This window comes from Pseudoalteromonas sp. TB51 (assembly GCF_000498055.1).
GTDB classification, from domain to species: domain Bacteria; phylum Pseudomonadota; class Gammaproteobacteria; order Enterobacterales; family Alteromonadaceae; genus Pseudoalteromonas; species Pseudoalteromonas atlantica.
Genome location: NZ_AUTO01000345.1, coordinates 13,978 through 32,134, shown reverse-complemented (window position 1 = coordinate 32,134; position 18,157 = coordinate 13,978). Strand labels below are relative to the sequence as shown.

The 18,157-nt window shown below is 39.6% G+C and carries 17 protein-coding genes and 4 pseudogenes; 4 read left to right on the top strand and 17 right to left on the bottom strand.

The window, feature by feature from the left end; all coding sequences use genetic code 11:
- Positions 1-497, bottom strand: a pseudogene (locus L650_RS0122065) (beta-ketoacyl synthase); the annotation flags it as partial.
- A gap of 124 nt (positions 498-621) precedes the next feature.
- On the opposite strand from L650_RS0122065, the gene L650_RS0122060 reads away from it, so the two are divergent.
- Together L650_RS0122060 and L650_RS0122055 are read left to right on the top strand one after the other, a co-directional pair.
- Positions 622-1,632, top strand: coding sequence for a GlxA family transcriptional regulator (locus L650_RS0122060; protein ID WP_008131596.1), 1,011 nt, complete (start codon positions 622-624; stop codon positions 1,630-1,632).
- 75 nt (positions 1,633-1,707) lie between these two features.
- Positions 1,708-2,934 (top strand): EAL domain-containing protein, encoded by a 1,227-nt coding sequence (locus L650_RS0122055; protein WP_024034060.1) that lies wholly within the window; start codon positions 1,708-1,710, stop codon positions 2,932-2,934.
- A 44-nt stretch (positions 2,935-2,978) separates the two neighbouring features.
- On the opposite strand, the gene L650_RS0122050 is transcribed toward L650_RS0122055, so the two are convergent.
- From L650_RS0122050 to L650_RS0122040, 3 genes are read right to left on the bottom strand one after another with little or no spacing between them, the layout of a single operon-like run.
- The gene (locus L650_RS0122050; RefSeq protein WP_029774420.1) at positions 2,979-3,491 is read right to left on the bottom strand and encodes an MgtC/SapB family protein; all 513 of its coding nucleotides are present in this window, start codon (positions 3,489-3,491) and stop codon (positions 2,979-2,981) included.
- 17 nt (positions 3,492-3,508) lie between these two features.
- Positions 3,509-4,618, bottom strand: a complete 1,110-nt coding sequence (locus L650_RS0122045) for a GNAT family N-acetyltransferase/peptidase C39 family protein (RefSeq protein ID WP_029774419.1) — start codon at positions 4,616-4,618, stop codon at positions 3,509-3,511.
- A gap of 3 nt (positions 4,619-4,621) precedes the next feature.
- Positions 4,622-6,016 (bottom strand): RimK family protein, encoded by a 1,395-nt coding sequence (locus L650_RS0122040; protein ID WP_029774418.1) that lies wholly within the window; start codon positions 6,014-6,016, stop codon positions 4,622-4,624.
- Between the two features lie 305 nt (positions 6,017-6,321).
- Here L650_RS0122040 and L650_RS0122035 point away from each other — a divergent pair, with 305 nt between their 5' ends.
- Positions 6,322-6,663 carry a zinc ribbon domain-containing protein YjdM gene (locus L650_RS0122035; RefSeq protein ID WP_029774417.1) on the top strand — a complete coding sequence of 114 codons (342 nt, stop codon included), beginning with the start codon at positions 6,322-6,324 and terminating at the stop codon, positions 6,661-6,663.
- A 60-nt stretch (positions 6,664-6,723) separates the two neighbouring features.
- Here the strand turns inward: L650_RS0122035 and L650_RS0122030 are convergent, their stop codons facing one another.
- From L650_RS0122030 to L650_RS0122005, 6 genes are all read right to left on the bottom strand, one after another.
- Positions 6,724-7,125, bottom strand: a complete 402-nt coding sequence (locus L650_RS0122030; RefSeq protein WP_317450481.1) for a hypothetical protein — start codon at positions 7,123-7,125, stop codon at positions 6,724-6,726.
- 124 nt (positions 7,126-7,249) lie between these two features.
- Positions 7,250-7,696 carry a hypothetical protein gene (locus L650_RS0122025; RefSeq protein ID WP_006794571.1) on the bottom strand — a complete coding sequence of 149 codons (447 nt, stop codon included), beginning with the start codon at positions 7,694-7,696 and terminating at the stop codon, positions 7,250-7,252.
- Between the two features lie 149 nt (positions 7,697-7,845).
- Positions 7,846-8,322 (bottom strand): GreA/GreB family elongation factor, encoded by a 477-nt coding sequence (locus tag L650_RS0122020; protein WP_029774415.1) that lies wholly within the window; start codon positions 8,320-8,322, stop codon positions 7,846-7,848.
- 116 nt (positions 8,323-8,438) lie between these two features.
- Positions 8,439-9,371 carry a protein translocase subunit SecF gene (gene secF, locus L650_RS0122015; protein ID WP_029774414.1) on the bottom strand — a complete coding sequence of 311 codons (933 nt, stop codon included), beginning with the start codon at positions 9,369-9,371 and terminating at the stop codon, positions 8,439-8,441.
- Positions 9,364-11,202 (bottom strand): protein translocase subunit SecD, encoded by a 1,839-nt coding sequence (gene secD / locus L650_RS0122010; RefSeq protein WP_029774413.1) that lies wholly within the window; start codon positions 11,200-11,202, stop codon positions 9,364-9,366. The genes secF and secD overlap by 8 nt, the downstream gene beginning before the upstream one ends.
- Positions 11,203-11,307: 105 nt before the next feature.
- The gene (locus L650_RS0122005; RefSeq protein ID WP_029774412.1) at positions 11,308-11,769 is read right to left on the bottom strand and encodes a hypothetical protein; all 462 of its coding nucleotides are present in this window, start codon (positions 11,767-11,769) and stop codon (positions 11,308-11,310) included.
- A 97-nt stretch (positions 11,770-11,866) separates the two neighbouring features.
- On the opposite strand from L650_RS0122005, the pseudogene L650_RS0122000 reads away from it, so the two are divergent.
- Positions 11,867-12,550, top strand: a pseudogene (locus tag L650_RS0122000) (ABC transporter transmembrane domain-containing protein); the annotation flags it as partial.
- A gap of 314 nt (positions 12,551-12,864) precedes the next feature.
- Here the strand turns inward: L650_RS0122000 and L650_RS24010 are convergent.
- The 7 genes and pseudogenes from L650_RS24010 to L650_RS0121960 form a co-directional block, all read right to left on the bottom strand.
- Positions 12,865-14,012 (bottom strand): annotated as a pseudogene (locus L650_RS24010) (IS3 family transposase).
- A 77-nt stretch (positions 14,013-14,089) separates the two neighbouring features.
- A pseudogene (locus tag L650_RS0121985) lies at positions 14,090-14,311 on the bottom strand (IS481 family transposase); the annotation flags it as partial.
- A 54-nt stretch (positions 14,312-14,365) separates the two neighbouring features.
- Entirely contained in the window at positions 14,366-15,523 is a 1,158-nt protein-coding gene (chrA, locus tag L650_RS0121980) for a chromate efflux transporter (protein WP_029774408.1), read from the bottom strand.
- A 112-nt stretch (positions 15,524-15,635) separates the two neighbouring features.
- Positions 15,636-16,151: a hypothetical protein gene (locus L650_RS0121975; RefSeq protein ID WP_029774407.1), complete on the bottom strand. Its 516-nt coding sequence runs from the start codon at positions 16,149-16,151 to the stop codon at positions 15,636-15,638.
- Between the two features lie 400 nt (positions 16,152-16,551).
- Positions 16,552-16,911, bottom strand: a complete 360-nt coding sequence (locus L650_RS24000) for a DUF6488 family protein (RefSeq protein WP_085065555.1) — start codon at positions 16,909-16,911, stop codon at positions 16,552-16,554.
- A gap of 19 nt (positions 16,912-16,930) precedes the next feature.
- Entirely contained in the window at positions 16,931-17,443 is a 513-nt protein-coding gene (locus tag L650_RS0121965; RefSeq protein ID WP_029774405.1) for a hypothetical protein, read from the bottom strand.
- Between the two features lie 20 nt (positions 17,444-17,463).
- Positions 17,464-18,105, bottom strand: coding sequence for a HupE/UreJ family protein (locus tag L650_RS0121960; RefSeq protein ID WP_128081081.1), 642 nt, complete (start codon positions 18,103-18,105; stop codon positions 17,464-17,466).
- Positions 18,106-18,157 lie beyond the last annotated feature (52 nt).

Genomic DNA, 18,157 nt, shown 5'->3' with positions numbered 1-18,157 from the left:
CCTGCCGATTTAATTGGGTTATCACGGGTAGAATCTAATTTTACATCTAGCTCTGCCGCTATAGTCACTTTTACTTTTTTGCCTTCAAGCTCTTGTATTTTCCAACTGGCAGGCACTGGGGTTGGTAAATCGCGTGCGCGCGTTTCAAACACAATTGCGTTTTCATCAGAGGACTTTAACGTCATCTTTTGCTGCCAAGGCGTGGCATCTGCATCAAAGTGCTCTTTTTCAATTTTACGAATAAGTGTGCCAGCAATAATTTGCTCACCAAAGCGTGCTTCTACGTCGCTTTGCTCAACATTATTACCGTTTGTGTCTTGTAATTGACCATCAACAACGCGTACTAAGTTCATTAATGTGGCGAGGCCTAAAAATGTTTCACTACGAGCTTGTGCGTTTAATGCGTCTAACACGATACGGCGGTAACCTTGATGAAAAGAAGTACGGCCAGCGGCGTTAATACCACCCATGCCTACTATTACGGGTAATGCTGTCATAATTAACCTTTAAAACGTGTTATAGGAGAAGCAAACAGTTTAATTGGATTAACCACAACACTTTGTGCTTTAATAGCCAAATATTCAGCATTAAAGGCCAAAAAGTACTGGTCGGAGCATTCACATGCATAAAAAATCAGTAAACCCAGCGTTAAATATTGCCATAGCAGTGTACCCGCATTTACTTATTACCAGTTTAACACTGCCTATTGAAATGCTAAGAGCGGGTGAGGCTTATGCAAAAGGCCATTTAAGCCACACGGATTTTAGACCACTTAGTATAAATTTAATTGCTAAAAATAATGAGCCAATACAAAACCGTACTGGGCTTGCCATAGTCCCCGACTGCACCACACACAACGCGCCCTACAACGACCTAATTATTGTGCCTGGTATATGGCGAAACCCTCGCCCTGTAGTACGTACTAATAAAGAAGTGGTTGAATGGCTACAAGAAAGCTTTGAAACCGGCAGTCATATAATTGGTGTAGGCACGGGTAATTGCTTAGTTGCAGAAGCGGGCTTACTAGATGGGCACCCTGCAACAACCCATTGGCATTACGCCAAACAATTTAGCAACGACTACCCGTTAGTGCGCTTAAAGCCCGACTTTTTTATCACCCAATCTGAGCGCATGTATACGGTAGCAAGTTTAAATGCCCTTGCCGATGTAATCGTTCATATTATTAGCCAATACTATGGCAAAGCAGCAGCTCAACATGTAGAGCGTAACTTTTCGCACGAAGTACGTAAACCATACGAAGATCAGCGCTATCTTGAAGGCGCAGTTGACCGCCATCCAGATGAACTCATAGCGCAAATTCAGTTTTGGCTTAAAACTAATTTAGCCAGCGAGTTAAACTTACAAGAAGTAGCTGCCCAATTTAGTTTGAGCTACCGTACATTTACCCGCCGCTTTAAGCTTGCAACTAATCAAAGCCCTATAGAGTATTGGCAACAATTACGGGTAGAAGGCGCTAAAGAGTTATTAGCTTCATCTAATTTAACGATTCAAGAAGTAGCACTTGAGGTCGGCTATAATGACCAAGGACATTTAACCCGCGTGTTTAAAAAAGTGCTTAGCCAAACACCAAGCGAGTACAGAAAAGTAGTGCGAAGAAAACTATTTGGCTAATACAAAGCTGCAATTAAGTGGCTTTTTTCCTTATATAAATTACACTATTAGCTAAAATCCTAGCTAGGTTATTGTATGAGCGATGAAATAAAACAGCACCTTTTTGAACAACAAAATAATGGCTCAGTGGACGAAAAGTTATTAAGGTTACTTTCGCTTGTGCGCAAACATCTTAAAATGGATGTGGCGTTTATATCAGAATTTACACAAACAGATCGGGTTTTTAAGGTGGTCGATAATCATACCGATAACCACTGCGTATCAGTAGGTAATTCAGATCCTATTTGTGAGACTTACTGTAAAAAAATTTCAGACAACGACCTTGAACCAATAATTCCTAACACACATAAACACCCTATTACTAAGGCTATGCCGGTCACCAAAAAATTAAATATAGGCGCTTACATAGGTGTACCGATTGTTTTAGCATCAGGCAAAACGTATGGTACCTTTTGCTGTTATAAAACCACATTTGATGACAACTTAAATGATAGAGATCTGGCTTTTTTAAAACTAATTTCAGAGCTTGCTACCGAGCTCATTGAACAAAGATCACAATCAGACACCATAAGTAATGAAACAAAAATACTGATTGAAAATATTATAAAAACAAATGCCATCACTATTTATTTTCAGCCCATTTTTAACCTAGCGACGAATCGGCTATCGGGTTATGAATCGCTTTCACGCTTTTTTACTCAACCTTACAAAACCCCCGATGTATGGTTTAAAGATGCCGACAACTTAGGACTAGGTGAAGCCCTAGAAATTCTTGCTATACAAAACACCCTGCATTGTATGGATGAACTTGCCCCACATGCCTACGTGACTATAAATACATCCCCTGCACATATATTATCGGGCTCAATTAATAATGTATTACAAAATGTTGATTGCACCCGCATTATATTAGAAGTCACAGAGCACTCGCCTATTTTAGATTACCAAGCTATGCGCGCGGCACTTGAGCCATTGAGAAATAAAGGCGTAAAATTAGCTATTGACGATGTAGGCGCTGGGTTTTCGTCTTTTCAGCACATATTGGAGTTAGAAGCCGATATTATAAAACTTGATATAAGCCTGACTGAAAATATAAATAACGACCAAAGAAAGTTTTTACTCGCAAAAGCATTATGTGGTTTTGCAAAAGCAATTAATTGTACGATTGTAGCTGAAGGTATCGAAAATAAAGAAGAGCTTCTCACATTGAGGCAGCTAAAAGTAGATAACGTCCAAGGCTACTTTATTGGTCGCCCTGCGCCTATTAACGAGGCAATCGAGTACCAAGCAGTCACGCTTTAGCTAATACACTCATATAATAACGCCACTAAATTAGTGGCGTTAAATCAGTGGCTTTCTGGGTCGTTAAAGTCTTTTCGGTAATAACGTTTTTGATAATTTTTTACTTTAGTGTGCACGCCTTTGCTTAGGCTTTTAAATTTTGCCTCCAGTACATCTACACCGTATAAAATACCAACCACCAGCACCGAAAGTTTAATGGCAGCACCTAAATTGTCGGTGGCTATCATTACGCCAATTGAGGCAAGCACCCAAATGGTTGCAGCTGAGGTAACCCCTACTACAGCGCCGTCTTTTGCAAGCATGACACCTGCACCTAAAAAGCCAATACCTGTAATTATTTGCCCCACTACACGCGAATGATCAATTACATCGCCTTGTAAGTTAAACGCGGTTGATAAAAACAAATACGTGCCCAGCGTTATGAGCGCAGATGTACGGATACCCACAGGTTTACCGCGCAATTGCCGTTCTAAGCCAATTATAGCACCGCAAAAAGCGGCGGTGCCAATGGCTGCCCACGAATAAGGGGCTACATCAATTAAATCTAAAAAAGTCACTCTTTACTTAAAACCTATTAATTATTAGCAATGGCCACTGCGGTTCTTAAACGTTGGCTACCAAATGCTGACATTTTACTAAAATCACTGCGCGCTATAGGCACGTACTGGCAATCTATTGCGAGCTGTTTGTCACTGCCTGGCTCGCAAAATGGGTCATGAACATACACGCAGTGCTCATCAAGGTGGGTAACGCACACCCAATGAGGTGATTTTTTACCATCAAACCGGTATGTGCTAATTAGTAACAGCACACTAAAGCCTTGGCTTAACCACTGTTCAATATGCTCAAGCTCTACATCTTTATAGCTAAGTGGTATATTTGCCTGCGCTATACCATCAACAAATTGCTTATGCACAGTAGCAAGCACCACTTTTTTATTTTCATTACGTACACCATCTAAAAACAAAGGCTCTGTGGTATTTACCATTACCTCGCTTTTAAAGCCGCGTTTATTAGCCGCAAGTGCTAAACCAAACGGATGGCAACCACCGTGGCCCGATGTCATAAAAATGGTGGTGCCTTCGCGCCAAAGTGCCAGCTCATGTGATTGGCTAAGCTCCATTGTTGGCTTAAGTGCCCCCATTGCCATTAATAACGCCGCAGGCCCACAGGTAAACTCGGTAGTTTGTTGGTACCACGGCGTTAACCGCGCTACTTTTAGCTCACGCGTTTGGCGAATATTTTTTTGCATTCGCAGTGCATCACTATGATCGTCATAATAATCACTATATTGACCAAACACTCTGTAACCCAAGCTTTTGTAGAGCCCTATCGCACTTTCGTTATTTACCGCCACTTCTAATCGTAAGTAAAGTCGCCCACGCTCGCTGGTTTGTTTTTCAAGCGCAACTAATAGCATTTTGGCAATGCCTTTACCTTGCATTGTGGGTAGTACAGCAAGCGAATATAAACGTGCTAAACGTGTGCCTTTATGGCACCACGCCAGCCCATAGCCGCATACTTGCTCGCCATTATTGGCAACGAGCAAAATACCGTGCTTAGCACTTAACCAGCGCTTTAAACTGCGCGGGCTCAATTTATCGTTATTAAAGCACGCGTTTTCAACGTCAATCAATGCGTTTAAATCACTGCTAAGTGCTTTTCGAATAACAAGGTTACTCATGTATTAGCCACGGCCTCGCGCTTCTAAACGTTGTTTAAATTCGTCCATAATGATCATGTATAGTTCGTCGCCTAAATAGCCATCTTCTACTTTGTGATCAATACTTGGATTGTCATTTACTTCAAGCACATAAGCTTTGCCCTGATGCTCTTTAACATCTACGCCATATAAGCCTTTACCCACAGTTTTACATGCTTTTAAAGCGGCATCTAACACGGCTTTTGGTAACTCAAAGGTAGGTAGCGTTTCAAAGCCACCAGAGAAAAACCGTTTAGCATCGTGATTATAAATTTGCCAATGATTACGCGCCATTAAGTAGCGACACGCATAAATAGCGCGGCCATTTAATACACCTACTCGCCAATCGTATTCTGTGTACATGTATTCTTGTGCAAGTACCAATGCGCTATATTCAAACAGCTCGGTTAATTTAGCTTCAAGCTCACTGCGGTTTGCAACTTTAAATACACCTTTTGAGAACGACCCTTCAGGCATTTTTAAAACCAGCGGATAGGTAAACGACTCTTCTAATTGCTCAAGCGTTTGCGCTGATTGATCAGCCACTACCACCGTTTTTAAGCTCGGCACTTTTTGATAATTAAACGCATCGTGTAAATACACTTTATTACAACAACGTAAAATAGACTCAGCATCGTCAATAACCACTAAACCAAGGCTTTGCGCTTTGCTTGCAAGGCGGTACGTTGGATGGTCAATCGCTGTAGTTTGGCGAATAAATAACGCATCAAACTGGGCTATGTTGTCTATTTCTTCAAAGCTTAATGCTTGCGCATTAATACCATGCTTAGCCGCTGCTTTTATAAAGCGGGCTATGGCGTCTTTATCGCTCGGTGGTACTTTTTCGTTATGATCAACAAGGATTGCCATATCCCATCTAAAACGGCGCTGCACAGTACCAATGCGCCATTGGGTTTGAGTAAACGTATTTAGTTTTGCTACAAAATTGCTGTATTGCTCATCGTTCAAAGTGCTAAGCGAACCTTGCTGTAACAAGCCTTGTTCATCTACATATAAAATAGGCGCTGGGTATTGCTTAAATACCGATTTAGCCGCTTTGCTTTGTAGCTCGTTTAAGGCATTACCAAAGTAAATTTCGCCATCAATAGAGCCAATATTTAACATAGGAGCTTGACCGCTTCGAAGCGCGTTTATTGTTTTAACACTGGGTAACACCTGGTGTTTGCGGGCCTCTGCAAGCAAAGAGCAATAGTAACCCTTACTCAAGTATTGGCTTGAGTCGCATAAATTAATAATGCGGGTTTTAGGTTCATTATGTTTTGGGTAATCACGTAAGTAACTATTAAACGAAATCACATTGTCGAACGATTGAGCAAGTGTTTGCTCGTTGTTATCAACCACTATTAAGGTTTTAAACACGACTTTTCCTAGTTAAGTCAAAAATATAAAAAGCATGCCTAATAAAATACTCAGCACTATAAATAGAAACACCCAGCGTACTAAGTGGGCATTGCGCGTATCACTTAATACGATGGGTGCTTTAACAAATACCTACTGTAAGTGTTAGCGCTTAAATTGCTTAAGCGACATCTGCTTTATATGCCCTTTTTAAAAACCACACAAACGAGATATTTTTAGCGTGAAGATAAAAAATATTGATTAACTATATTTTCCTATTAATGCAGATTAAAATACGCAAAATTAATATTTTATGAGCGTTATAAATGTCACATCCTGCCTGCCCACAGTGCCAATCTGAATATGTTTACGAAGACCAGCAACTGCTTATATGCCCTGAATGCGCCTATGAATGGAACCCAAATAGTACAAGCGATGAAGGCACAATTTCAGTTAAAGATGCCAACGGCACCCAACTTACTGATGGCGATAAAGTAACCGTAGCCAAAGATTTAAAAATAAAAGGCAGCTCACAAGTCATTAAAATTGGCACCAAAGCGGTCGTAAGGCGTGTTCTTGATAAAAAAGATCACGAGCTAGATTGCAAAGTAGATGGTATTGGCGAAATGATGGTAACAGCGAAGTTTGTGAAAAAGGCTAATTCGTAGGTCGGATAAAGGGCGAAGGCATCCTGCATGCCTCGCCAAAACGATCGAAATGATTGATTTTTATTTAGTTATTGGTGAGCATTCGTTAACAACCGCTAAACCCAGGTCTATGTGAGCGACAATATAGCCATATTCCTTCTTTGACAATTTGCCAGTTTTATACAGCTCTTTTGCCGACTTATGGTTCCATGATTCACCACATTTTGACTCTGGAATTTGAAGCTCTAGGGTCAGTAGGTATTCCTTTTCTTTATCTATGGAATACCCTTTTTTAACAGAGCTTTTCGCACAGAGGCTAAGTGCATATTCAACCGCAAACTTGTCAACGCTTGGTATACCAACAAACTCCACATCACACCCTAAAACACGTTCGCCAGAAGCCTTCGTGTAATAAAGCTTTCCTTTAGTGCAAGCTGTCAGTAAAAAGAGCATCGCGGATATTGATAAAACTCTATGAATCAAAATACTTCCTTGTTTACCTAGGAACCCCCCAAAACAGAGGCAATAAAATAGTTTTTTAAATTAGCTACCTACGAGCAAAACCCACTGGTATGTTCCATTTATGCGCCTTATATTTTTACAGTACTCATTGAGTCGAAATGTTAGCAACTACATTTCTTATATCTTCAGCAAGCCTCACTATTAAATTGTCCACATACACTGTTGGATTTTGCTCATGAATATAGCGAGCATCAAAAAAAAGGTTATTATACCTTTCCAAGCGCTGTATGAGAGTACGTTCGCAGACTGTTTTTTCATACCCAGAAACTAGCTCGTCTTGGTATTTTTTAGGGATACGATAGAAAAGCTCAGTTAAGCTATGCCCACGCTTTGTTTTCTTGAAACTTTGGTAAATATCTTCATCAAGTTCAATTTTAACCTCTGTTGAAAGGAAAGATTTCAAATAAATCTCAATTGCAAGTGCAGCCAAAATTGAGGCAGACCAGCCTTTCCCAGCTTCTAATAAGATCACTGAAGATTCTTGATACTCATTTGCTGTTCTCCAAATACGTATATCAGGTATTCGCTGCATAAATTATCCTATAATGAAAATATAGAAACTTATTAAACACCACTTCGAAGGCTTATGACACACCAAAACGACTGTTAATAGTGTTGTAGAACAAGTTACCTTTGTCGGATGGCGCTTCGCTTATCCGACCTACATATAAAACTAATGCTTTATAAAATTTCTACCACATCATATTCGTGGTTTTTGCCTGCAATGGTTAGGCTTACTTCATCATCAAGTTGTTTGCCTAAAAGCTGTTTACCCAGTGGTGCTTCGGCTGTAACAACTTGAATAGTTTGTCCTTTTACTTCAACCGTTAAGCCGCCTGCGGCTGGGCCTAAGTAAAACCATTTTTGTAGGGCGTTTTCATCTTCTAGGCAAACGAGTGAGCTTATAATCACTTTATTGTGAGTGGGCTCTTTAAAAATGGCTTCAAATTGTTTAATGCTTTTGTAGCAATCGTTTACACGCTCGGCTTGGCCTTGTGCTAAATAAGCGGCCTCGAGTCCTAGGGTATCGTACTGCGTTTCTGCAACGCTTTCTTCGTGAGTGGCGGCGTCGTGCGCGGCTTTTGCTGCTTGTTTTGCACTGTTTAATTGTGCTTCGAGTGCAAATTTAAGGTGTTCTATTACGTGGGATTTATTCATGAAAGGCGCTAATAACCAATACGGTAAACTATGTGGTTAATTTTAACGTTATAAGGCGCTTAAAACCATTATTTTAAGCGCCTGTATTTTAATGCTGATTTTAAAAGTATTTATTGCTAGGGCATATCGAGCAACGCTTGCGTTTCTGCATCTTGTTTTTCTTCGTAATTTTTAGCACTTAACCCTAATAGCTCGGGTAACGTGGCGGCAATACAAATAGATGAGAACGTCCCTACTACAATGCCGGTAAATAGCGCGATGGCAAAGCCTTGTAATGGTGCGCCCGCTAGGAGCCAAACATTTGCAACTGTAGCAAGCGTGGTGCCCGATGTAATAAGTGTGCGCGTTAAGGTACTTTTTATGGCGTTGTTAATAATACTTGCGGGGCTAAGCGCATTATTAGATTTAACACGTAAAAGCTCGCGTACTCTATCACCTACTATTATAGAGTCGTTAAGTGAGTAACCTATAATGGCCAGCAAACTGGCAAGTACGGTTAAATTAAACTCAATACTTAATAGCGAAAATAGCCCCAGTACCAGTAATAAATCATGCACTAACGCAACTACAGAGCCTACGGCTAAACGCCATTCAAACCGCACCGCTAAATAAAGCATTACTGCAACCATGGCTGAAAATAGCGCTAAACAACCTTGTTCAAACAGTTCATCACCCACTTGCGAGCCAATATACGCTGATGATAAAACCTCGGCGTTAATGTCTGCATTTTGTGTAATGGCACTTTGCCAATCACTACTATTTGCTGTTGAACCGCTGGGCGCTTCGCGTAGTTGAAAGTGATTATTACCTTGTGCGGTTAGTTCAAACTCGCCATTGTGATTTTTAGTAATAAATTGCTCAAGTTGTTTTAGCTCAACACCTTGGCTGGTGGTAAATTCTGTTAGGTAACCACCGGTAAAGTCGAGCCCAAAATTAAGCCCTTTTTGACTAAGCGTAAATACCGATAGCAGTACAAGTATGGCGCTCAAAAGCATGCCCGAAAAACGCAGACGTGTACCCGCCTCGCCCTTTAAAAAAATGTTAAGCATGTGCATTTACTCCTGCTTTTTTAGCCATTTTTAAATATACCGTTTGGCTTAGTACTTTTGATACGTACACGCCAGTAAATACCGAGGTTATTAAGCCAAGTGCCAATGTTATGGCAAAGCCTTTAACTGGGCCGTAACCTATTCCATATAAAATAAGCGCGGTGATCATGGTGGTTATATTGGCATCAAATATGGTGTTAGCGGCTTGCTTGTAACCTTCTTGAATAGCTTGATAAGCAGAGCGGCCTTTTCTACGCTCTTCTTTTATTCGCTCAAATATAATAACGTTGGTATCTACCGCCATACCAATGGTAAGTACCAGCCCGGCAATACCCGGAAGTGTTAACACAACCCCTGGTAATAACGACATTAGCCCCACAAGCGACGTTAAGTTTAATAACAGCGCTACGTTTGCAATAAGCCCTAAGCGGCGATACCACATTGCCATAAAGGCAAGTGTAATACCCATTCCCAGCATCAATGCGGCCAAGCCGTTAGTTATATTTTCTTGACCTAGGCTTGGGCCAATTGTTTGCTCGTGCACAATAGTAACCGGTGCTGTTAGCGAGCCTGCGCGTAATAATAGTGCTAAATCGGCTGCTGCTTGTTGGCTTTTCATATTGGTAATACTAAAACGTGAACTTAAATGCTGCGCAATATTCGCCACATTTATAACTTCGCTTTTTTTTACCGTTTCACCTTTAGCATTTTGAGAGTACTCAGAGTAAACCGTGGCCATAGGTTTACCAATATTTGCTTTTGAAAACGCTGACATGGCATCGCCGCCTTGTCCATCAAGGCTAAGTTGCACAAGGGGTTTACCCCAGTCATCGCGCCCTATGGTGGCATTATTAATATGCTCACCGGTAAAAATTGGCACTGGGTCAAGTTTGATGGACCCGCCCGATTGCATATCAAATGTTTGCCCACCGATTTCTTTTAACTGATAAAACCCAAGTGATGCAGTTGCACCTATAATTCGCTTTGCCTCTGTTGGGTCTTGCACGCCAGGTAGCTCTATGCGTATACGGTTTTTACCTTGGCGCTGAGTGACGGCTTCGGTAATGCCTAATTCTTCTATGCGTGAGCGAAGCGTTGTGAGCGTTTGGCTCATAACTTCTTTATCAAAGTTGCTTCGCCCTTGCTCTGAATAGGTGAATTTTGCATTTTTAATATCACCATTACTGGTTGTTGAAACTGCTAAATTAGCAAAGCGACTTTGTAGCTCATTGATTACCGGGGTAAGCTTTTTCGCTCCATTTGGGTGTGCATTTATTTCAAAGCCGTGCCCTGTTTGCAGCACTTTAAGGCCGTGCGCTTTTTGCTTAATAATAATTGATTTTGCTTGTTGATACGCACTGACTAATTGCTCATCAATTGCTTTATCTAAATCTACGTCGAGTACAAATAACACACCGCCGTTTAAATCTAGTCCCAATTTGATTGGCGATAAACCAAACTCTTGCAGCCAAAGTGGGCTCGTTGCATGTTCTACAATTTTAACTTGCGTGTTTGGATACTGCGCCTTTATAGCCGCTTGCGCTTGTGCGCTTTTAGTTGGCTCGTTTAACAAAATATTTATAGATGTTTGATTATTTAGCCCTTGCTCAACTTTTAAGCCTTGGTTATTTAAAAAAGTAACTAATGCATTAGTGCTTGGCACAGCTTGTGTTTCGCTATGAGGTGCATTGCTTACATGTAACCACGATTTATTACGGTATAAGTTGGGTAATGCGCTAATGGCTAATAAAACCAGCACAATAAGCATGGCTATATAGCTTAATTTAAATTTAGCCATAAACGGCTTGTGATCTTTTTTTACACTTAACATGGTGTTTCCTTATTACCAGAACCGGTAACGTACTTTTTAAAAGCACAATTAATCTCAAGGCCTAAACGTAAAACGTTAAAACCTAATAAAAATTAAATAAGAAAATTAAGCGTGATAGGTGCTTGCTGCGGTATAAAGTAAATTAGCGTCTTTCCAGCCACTAAGTCGCGACTTTTTGCTATGCGTTACAAGTGTATACCATGGCCGTTGGGCAATAAACGCGTTGGGGCTTAGGTATATTTCTCTAAAAAGGGTGTGTGCAAAAAATTCAAATACAACGTCGTATTCAGGCTCACTTTGCGCGACATGTAAAAATAACGAAGAATTACTAGCCGTTAACCTAGGTTGATGAGCGTCAAACCCTGTTTGATGAGTTTTTTTGTGCTCATTTCCCTTTACTGATTTTGATATAGGCAGCGTTTTAGCTAACTCAACGCTATCAGCAAACACACTCAATGAGGTGGTTACAGTGTTTAATTTATCTGTCGCGCACTGCGCACTACTTTGAACACTAAAAAGCGCACAAAACAGTAAAAAAGCAGATATAAACACACGAATGTTAAACATGGTTGCGTCAAACTAAAATAAGGGATGCGTAGTATATATGGGCAAGTATTTAAAATACAATGCATATTAATTAAGTATTTTTTGACTGAGACCCTTAATGCGCTCTAAACACAGTACTATAAAACGCGCCGATGCCATGACCTTAAAACAAAGCATTAAAACGCTGTGGCCATACATTACTAAATTTAAAGGGCGCGTACTTTTAGCCCTTTTAGCGCTTATAGGAGCTAAAGGCGCAACTCTTTTAATGCCTTGGGCATTAAAAGAAATTATCGACTCGGTTGATAAATCAATCAATCTAGTTTTAGTTATCCCTGCATTACTATTGCTTTTGTATGGTGGGCTTAGGTTTGCCAGCGTGTTTTTAGGCGAAGTAAGAGATGCGGTGTTCTCGCGTGTGACAGAGCACGCGATGCGTGATATTGGGTTAAAAGTATTTAAACATTTACACTCGCTAGAGCTTGCTTTTCATCTCGATAGGCAAACCGGTGGAATAAGCCGTGATATAGAGCGTGGTACCAGTGGGCTGAGCTTTTTAATGCGTTTTTTAATGTTTAATATTGTCCCCACCCTTTTTGAAATACTGACCGTTGCTATTATTTTTGGCTCGCTATTCTCTATTTGGTTTGCATTAATAACCATATTAACGGTTGCTATTTATATTACCTTTACTGTAACAGTAACGCAGTGGCGAAACCGTTTTATACGCGAGGCAAACGCCGCCGATAACCTTAGTAATACGCGCGCCATAGACAGCCTGCTTAACTACGAAACTGTTGAACGAATGTTAGAATATTTATATGTAGAAAATAATAAACCTATAGAAAACATATATAACAAAGGTTTAACTCTCTACAGTTAAAAAGGGGTTTCAGTAACATAACTGTAGAAGCAATTTTCTTTAAAATCACAAAAAAATACCTGTCTATTTTTTTTAAATAATACTTATGTGTAGAAAAAGCGAATTGACCAAGTTGTTAATGCTCAGTATGACTTCAAAGACCAGTACAAAAATCGCTAAGTATCAGAAACCAGTGGAAACTTCGCTACATACTAAAAGTTTATCCTCAAAAGACATAATCCGGGCTGTAGTGGTCAACTAATTTTGGCCACAGTTTTAGAATCTTTATATCTAACCTCAGATTCATTTGGCGCTAAACCTGCATTATAATGATGCGGCCTAACATTGTTGTAATATCCATTTATGTAATCACTTACGCTATATTTAGCGTCTATAAAGTTTCCATATCCACTCTTTGGCATCCATTCCGTCTTAAAGCTTCTAAAAAATCGCTCCATTGGCGCATTATCCCAACAATTTCCACGTCTACTCATACTTTGTGTGATTTTATAGCACCATAAACGTTGGCGATATTTTAAACTTGTATAGTGGCTTCCTTGGTCTGAGTGAAACATTAATCCTCTTGGCCGGCCTCTGCTTTCATACGCAAGTTCTAGCGCTTTTAGCGTTAAGTTAGTATCTGGCGACAAAGACATTGCCCAACCAACGACTTTACGTGCAAATAAATCAACAACGACTGCTAAGTCCAAATATACGTCACATCACAGCACCACACCGTATTCGGCTCAACAACATCAAACTGCCTACCTAGCAAATTTGGGATTTCAAGATGCTCATTTCCACCCCGGTTATATTAATGTTGTGGCACTTGGCAGCTCTCTAGTTTTAATTTAACCATCAGCTTAGCGGCGCGATAACGGCTTAATTCAAAACCGTTATTCGTTGCAATTACTGCGATTGTGCGTGCCCCAGCCGAACCACCACTCATTGCATGTATAAGCTTTAACTTCCGCTTCTAACCTTACTTGCTCTGGTGCTGGCGTTGCATCCCTTGTGGCCCAATATTTATAGCTGCTGCGATGAACATTAAATACACCACACAACACGTTAATTGGGTAACGCTCTCGTTGATTTAATTTCTCAATTAACGAGAATTGTTCAAGGAGTCGGACATTAAGAGAGCTGTAGCCTTTTCTAATTCAATGCGTTGTATTTGCTTTTTAAATTCGCGGATTTCAACTTTTTCGGGTGTCATTGATGAAGCCAATGGTGACTGGCCATTCCCTTCTTGCTTTAATTGAGTAACCCATTTACTGACGATTGATTTACCCACTCCCATCACCTTAGTTGCATCTTCTTGTGTGTAGCCTTGGTCAACTACAAGCTGTGCTGTTTCTAATTTGATTGCCGCAGAATACGTTGCGCGTTTTAATTTCGTCATTTTTTCACCCAGATTTGTATGCTTAATAGCATAACATTTCTTTCTTAATGGGTGGCCAAATTAACTATGCCACTACAACCCACATCTTTGAGGTTACCGACATAAAAAGTGTCATGTGAGCCAAGATACCCTAGATGATGGGTCTCAATTTCACCACAAGCCTCATCGTCATGTTTTTTCTTCTCAAGCGCAGCAACTTGAGCATCAGATAAAATTACCCCATCGTTGGCCACCTTATTTTCAAGAGCTTTTAATCGCTTTTCGAAGTTTTCTAAGTCATGGCGAAGCCAGATTGACTTTTGTATTAGGTCCGATGCTTAGATCACTTTCCCGAAATAATAAATTAAACATTCTCATCCATTATAAAATTGAACCATAACACCGCATATTCCGAAGCTAATAACCATTAGTAAGATAGGCATTCTTATTATTTTCATTGCAAATAAACCTAGCACAACCAAAGCCATATCTATTGGCGTAGATACTGCGCTGATAAATATAGGGTCAAATAATGCTGAAAATAATAAACCAACAACGGCTGCATTTATCCCCCAAGTAGCACCTGCAACTTTTGGTCTTGAAGCAAGTGTCTCCCATACTCCTTGCAAACTAAGGACTAATAAAAGACCCGGTAAAAATATACCAACCGTAGCCATCAATGCACCAATAATTTGATGGGGTTGTGATAATTCAGCGCCTAGAAATGCAGCCAATGTAAACATAGGGCCAGGGACAGCTTGTGCTGTTGCATATCCAAGTAGAAAACGGTCTGTAGAAATTGCATCTCCAATAGTTTGCTGTAATAAGGGTAATACAACGTGTCCTCCGCCAAAAACAAGACTTCCTGCTTGGTAGAAGTCGGCAAAAATATTCAAAGGCGCAGGCATCACAATAACAAAAGGAAGGATGACTAGAAAAGAAATAAAGAGTATTAACGGGAGTAATTTAAGGCGATTTTTACTGTTGCTTACCGTTATGATGGGCGTTCCATAAAAAGCTCCCACTATTGCGGCTGTTATCAAAGCGAAAATCTGAATACTTAAGTTAGGAATACATAATAAAAAAATAGCAGTGAATACAGCAATAGAAATGGATAGTTTTTCTTTACAAAATGCTTGGAACATGTTGTATGTTGCATCAGCTACCACCACTACAGCGAGTAACTTTAATCCGTGTATAATGCCTGAAATCAGACTGTTTGAGCTTAAGTCTGTGCTTGCGATTGCAATAAAATACATCAAAAGAAAAGATGGTAGCGTAAATCCGATAAATGCAGCTATCCCTCCAAAAATTCCAGCACGACGTAGTCCAATAGCAAAACCTATTTGACTAGAGCCTGGGCCAGGTAAAAATTGACTCAAAGAGATTAATCTTGCGTAAGATGATTCATCTAGCCATTTAAGTTTTTGTACGAAGGTGGTCTGAAAATACCCTATATGTGCAGCAGGTCCTCCAAAACTTACACAGCCCAAAATTAAAAACTGCCAAAAAACTTCAGCAACTTTATTCATACACCTTTCCTATAAATAAGTCATTATTGGTAAAAATAATCAAGTTTGAACATGCCTACCGAAGTTGGATTTTAACAAGTTTAACGTTGAATTATGATATTTTTACGGCAAGTTATTTTTTATTACTACTTTGCAGTCTAAATAGTGGCTGATTATTCACAAAACTGACACCTTCTGCGGCATGACACGATAAACAAGCTGAGGTTGCTTTATCAAATCCCTTCCATGCAGTGCTTTTATCTTTACTGCTAATATCATCAAACACTTCTTTCCATGTTTGATTAAGTAAAAGTAGCTCTGCATTCTTCCTTCTAGCGGGTCTTTTCATAAGCCCATTATTAATAGTTATTTTAATTTTCTTCCATTGGTATGCAGCAAAATCATAATTTTCATCTTGTAATGCTTGATAAAGGCTCTCATACCTTTGCCCCACTTCCAGCATAGGCTGATCAAATCCTCTAAGATAAGTTTCCAGCTTGTTTATCCTTTTTTTGCGATCATCTTCATCTAAAAGCCAATGCTTTGAATACTGTGTTTTCTCTTGGTTATTAACCTCAGTTTCCTTTGCTATTGAGCTGCACATAATCAGTGTGGTGCATACTGCTAGGAGAATCATTTTATATTTCATTGCTATTTCCATTATTAGTTTTAAGAGCCTTCAATATTACTCTTTGTAGTATCTCATAAATGTGGCAAACCTTTTTATTACGCTGGCACATGTATCATCTCAATTTGTTCCGGACTGGATGTTAGGTCCATGATCAATATCCGAAACTTTTAGTTTAATAAAATCACAGGCGCGTCATTTACAGTCTAATGCCAAATTAAACACAGTTTATTCTCGCAGATTATCTGCCAGTTCTAACCGTATCCTAATTAGCCATATTTCTTCGAGTTTAAGGGGAAGCTTTTGAGCTACTAAGGGCAGATTAGAGCTTGAAATCAATATGAAGCCATAAATAATCTGCGATAAACGGTAAATGCAGCTATTATTTTCTGCATTTACCATCTTCAACTGAGTTTAGAAATTAATGTGAATGACCATGTTCGTTCTTGAACATTTTTTCATCTTTAACATCCATAACTTTGCCAGCTTTACTTACGATAAATAGAAGCGTTTGATTATTCTGCGCATTTGTCGCTTTCAGCAGAACAGCATCACGAGTTTCCTCTACAACAGTAAAGTTGTCCCTAGTAACTTTGTTCCAAGAGCTATCTAGTTTGCCAACTGACATACCTTTATCTTTAAATGTTAAAGCTTTAGCAGAGGTTTGAGCTGCTTGTATAATTTTACTTTTTTCAACCTTTCCATGACCTTCGGAATGAGCCATTACAGAAGTAGTAAATACAATTATTGTAATAGCAGCTAGTTTAATTAGTACTTTCATTTTGTTTCCTTATTAAAGTTTATTTAAGACCTTCAATAACGTAATCGCCATTGAAGATAAGTTGAATGCTAATATCTTGATTAGTTGTATTTTTCCAATACCAACCATGAGAACCATCAAATGGTACTGTAAAGCTACCTTTCATCTCATTTACTGTGGCAATTGCATATGATTCAAAATAGCCTGTAGTGTCTCCTTTAGGCTCTCCATGCAAATCAACAAATAACTCTGCGCCATCAGTTGTCCATTCATAGGTTGCTTTTTGAAATTGCTTCATATCAAGTTTGTACTCGATACCTTCACCTGCGGGAACAGTAAGGATCACAGAGTCTTGTTCACCATCAGAGTACTGTTGCGCTGAGGGCGTTGAAGCCTCATCATTAAATACCGTTAAGCCAAGCTTTTCACCAATACCAGTAGGGTCAATGTTGTACTCCGCTGGCAAAATGAATAAAACAAGTGTAATTATCGCTACCAAGAATGAAAGAATTGTCGCTTTGATTAATGAGCGACTGGTTTTATTTGATTCCATAAATATATATCTCATAATAATTAACTAACAAAATATCCGGTTAGTTGCATACCAACTAACATGAAGCCACCACACATTAATGCTGTATTTGTAGCTTTGGCAAAACGGTTGAAGCTTTCGAATTGACGCCAAAAATTAATGGCTAGAAGAATAAACGCCAAAGCTAAGAATTGACCAATTTCAACACCAATATTGAAAGATAATAAGTTTGTAGCAAGCCCTTGCGACGGCAACTCAAATTCTTGAATTTTGGTTGCTAGACCAAACCCGTGGAACAGGCCAAAAATAAGCACCGCTTTTTTAGGATTTGGTTGCTTTCCAAAGAAGTGTTTGAATCCACCTAAGTTATCAAAGCCTTTGTAAACAACTGATAAGCCGATGATTGCGTCGATTAGATAAGCATTAACTTGAATATTGGCAAGTACTCCACCCATTAACGTTAAGCTGTGCCCAATCGTGAACATACTGACATAAAGTAAAACGTCTCGACTGCTGCGTAAGAAAAACAATACACCGACTAAGAACAACAGGTGATCATAGCCCGTTACCATGTGCTTTGCGCCTATGTATATAAACGGCAGAACTTGCACACCCGTATTATTTTGTAAAAAGTTGCGTGTACTATCATCAACCCCATGTGCGAAGGCTTCAATTGAAGCCATCGACAGTAGAATCAATAACGGGTACAGCAAATAAGAAAGTTTGAATTTTCCA

Excerpts from the sequence above, each read along its gene's own strand:
- L650_RS0122060 (WP_008131596.1), top strand. The coding sequence starts at position 622 with ATGCATAAAAAATCAGTAAACCCAGCGTTAAATATTGCCATAGCAGTG.
- L650_RS0121975 (WP_029774407.1), bottom strand. The coding sequence starts at position 16,151 with ATGAAATATAAAATGATTCTCCTAGCAGTATGCACCACACTGATTATG.
- L650_RS0122045 (WP_029774419.1), bottom strand. The coding sequence starts at position 4,618 with ATGAGTAACCTTGTTATTCGAAAAGCACTTAGCAGTGATTTAAACGCA.
- secD (WP_029774413.1), bottom strand. The coding sequence starts at position 11,202 with ATGTTAAGTGTAAAAAAAGATCACAAGCCGTTTATGGCTAAATTTAAA.
- L650_RS0121960 (WP_128081081.1), bottom strand. The coding sequence starts at position 18,105 with ATGGCTTCAATTGAAGCCTTCGCACATGGGGTTGATGATAGTACACGC.
- L650_RS0122025 (WP_006794571.1), bottom strand. The coding sequence starts at position 7,696 with ATGCAGCGAATACCTGATATACGTATTTGGAGAACAGCAAATGAGTAT.
- L650_RS0121965 (WP_029774405.1), bottom strand. The coding sequence starts at position 17,443 with ATGGAATCAAATAAAACCAGTCGCTCATTAATCAAAGCGACAATTCTT.
- chrA (WP_029774408.1), bottom strand. The coding sequence starts at position 15,523 with ATGAATAAAGTTGCTGAAGTTTTTTGGCAGTTTTTAATTTTGGGCTGT.
- L650_RS24000 (WP_085065555.1), bottom strand. The coding sequence starts at position 16,911 with ATGAAAGTACTAATTAAACTAGCTGCTATTACAATAATTGTATTTACT.
- L650_RS0122020 (WP_029774415.1), bottom strand. The coding sequence starts at position 8,322 with ATGAATAAATCCCACGTAATAGAACACCTTAAATTTGCACTCGAAGCA.
- L650_RS0122035 (WP_029774417.1), top strand. The coding sequence starts at position 6,322 with ATGTCACATCCTGCCTGCCCACAGTGCCAATCTGAATATGTTTACGAA.
- L650_RS0122005 (WP_029774412.1), bottom strand. The coding sequence starts at position 11,769 with ATGTTTAACATTCGTGTGTTTATATCTGCTTTTTTACTGTTTTGTGCG.
- L650_RS0122055 (WP_024034060.1), top strand. The coding sequence starts at position 1,708 with ATGAGCGATGAAATAAAACAGCACCTTTTTGAACAACAAAATAATGGC.
- secF (WP_029774414.1), bottom strand. The coding sequence starts at position 9,371 with ATGCTTAACATTTTTTTAAAGGGCGAGGCGGGTACACGTCTGCGTTTT.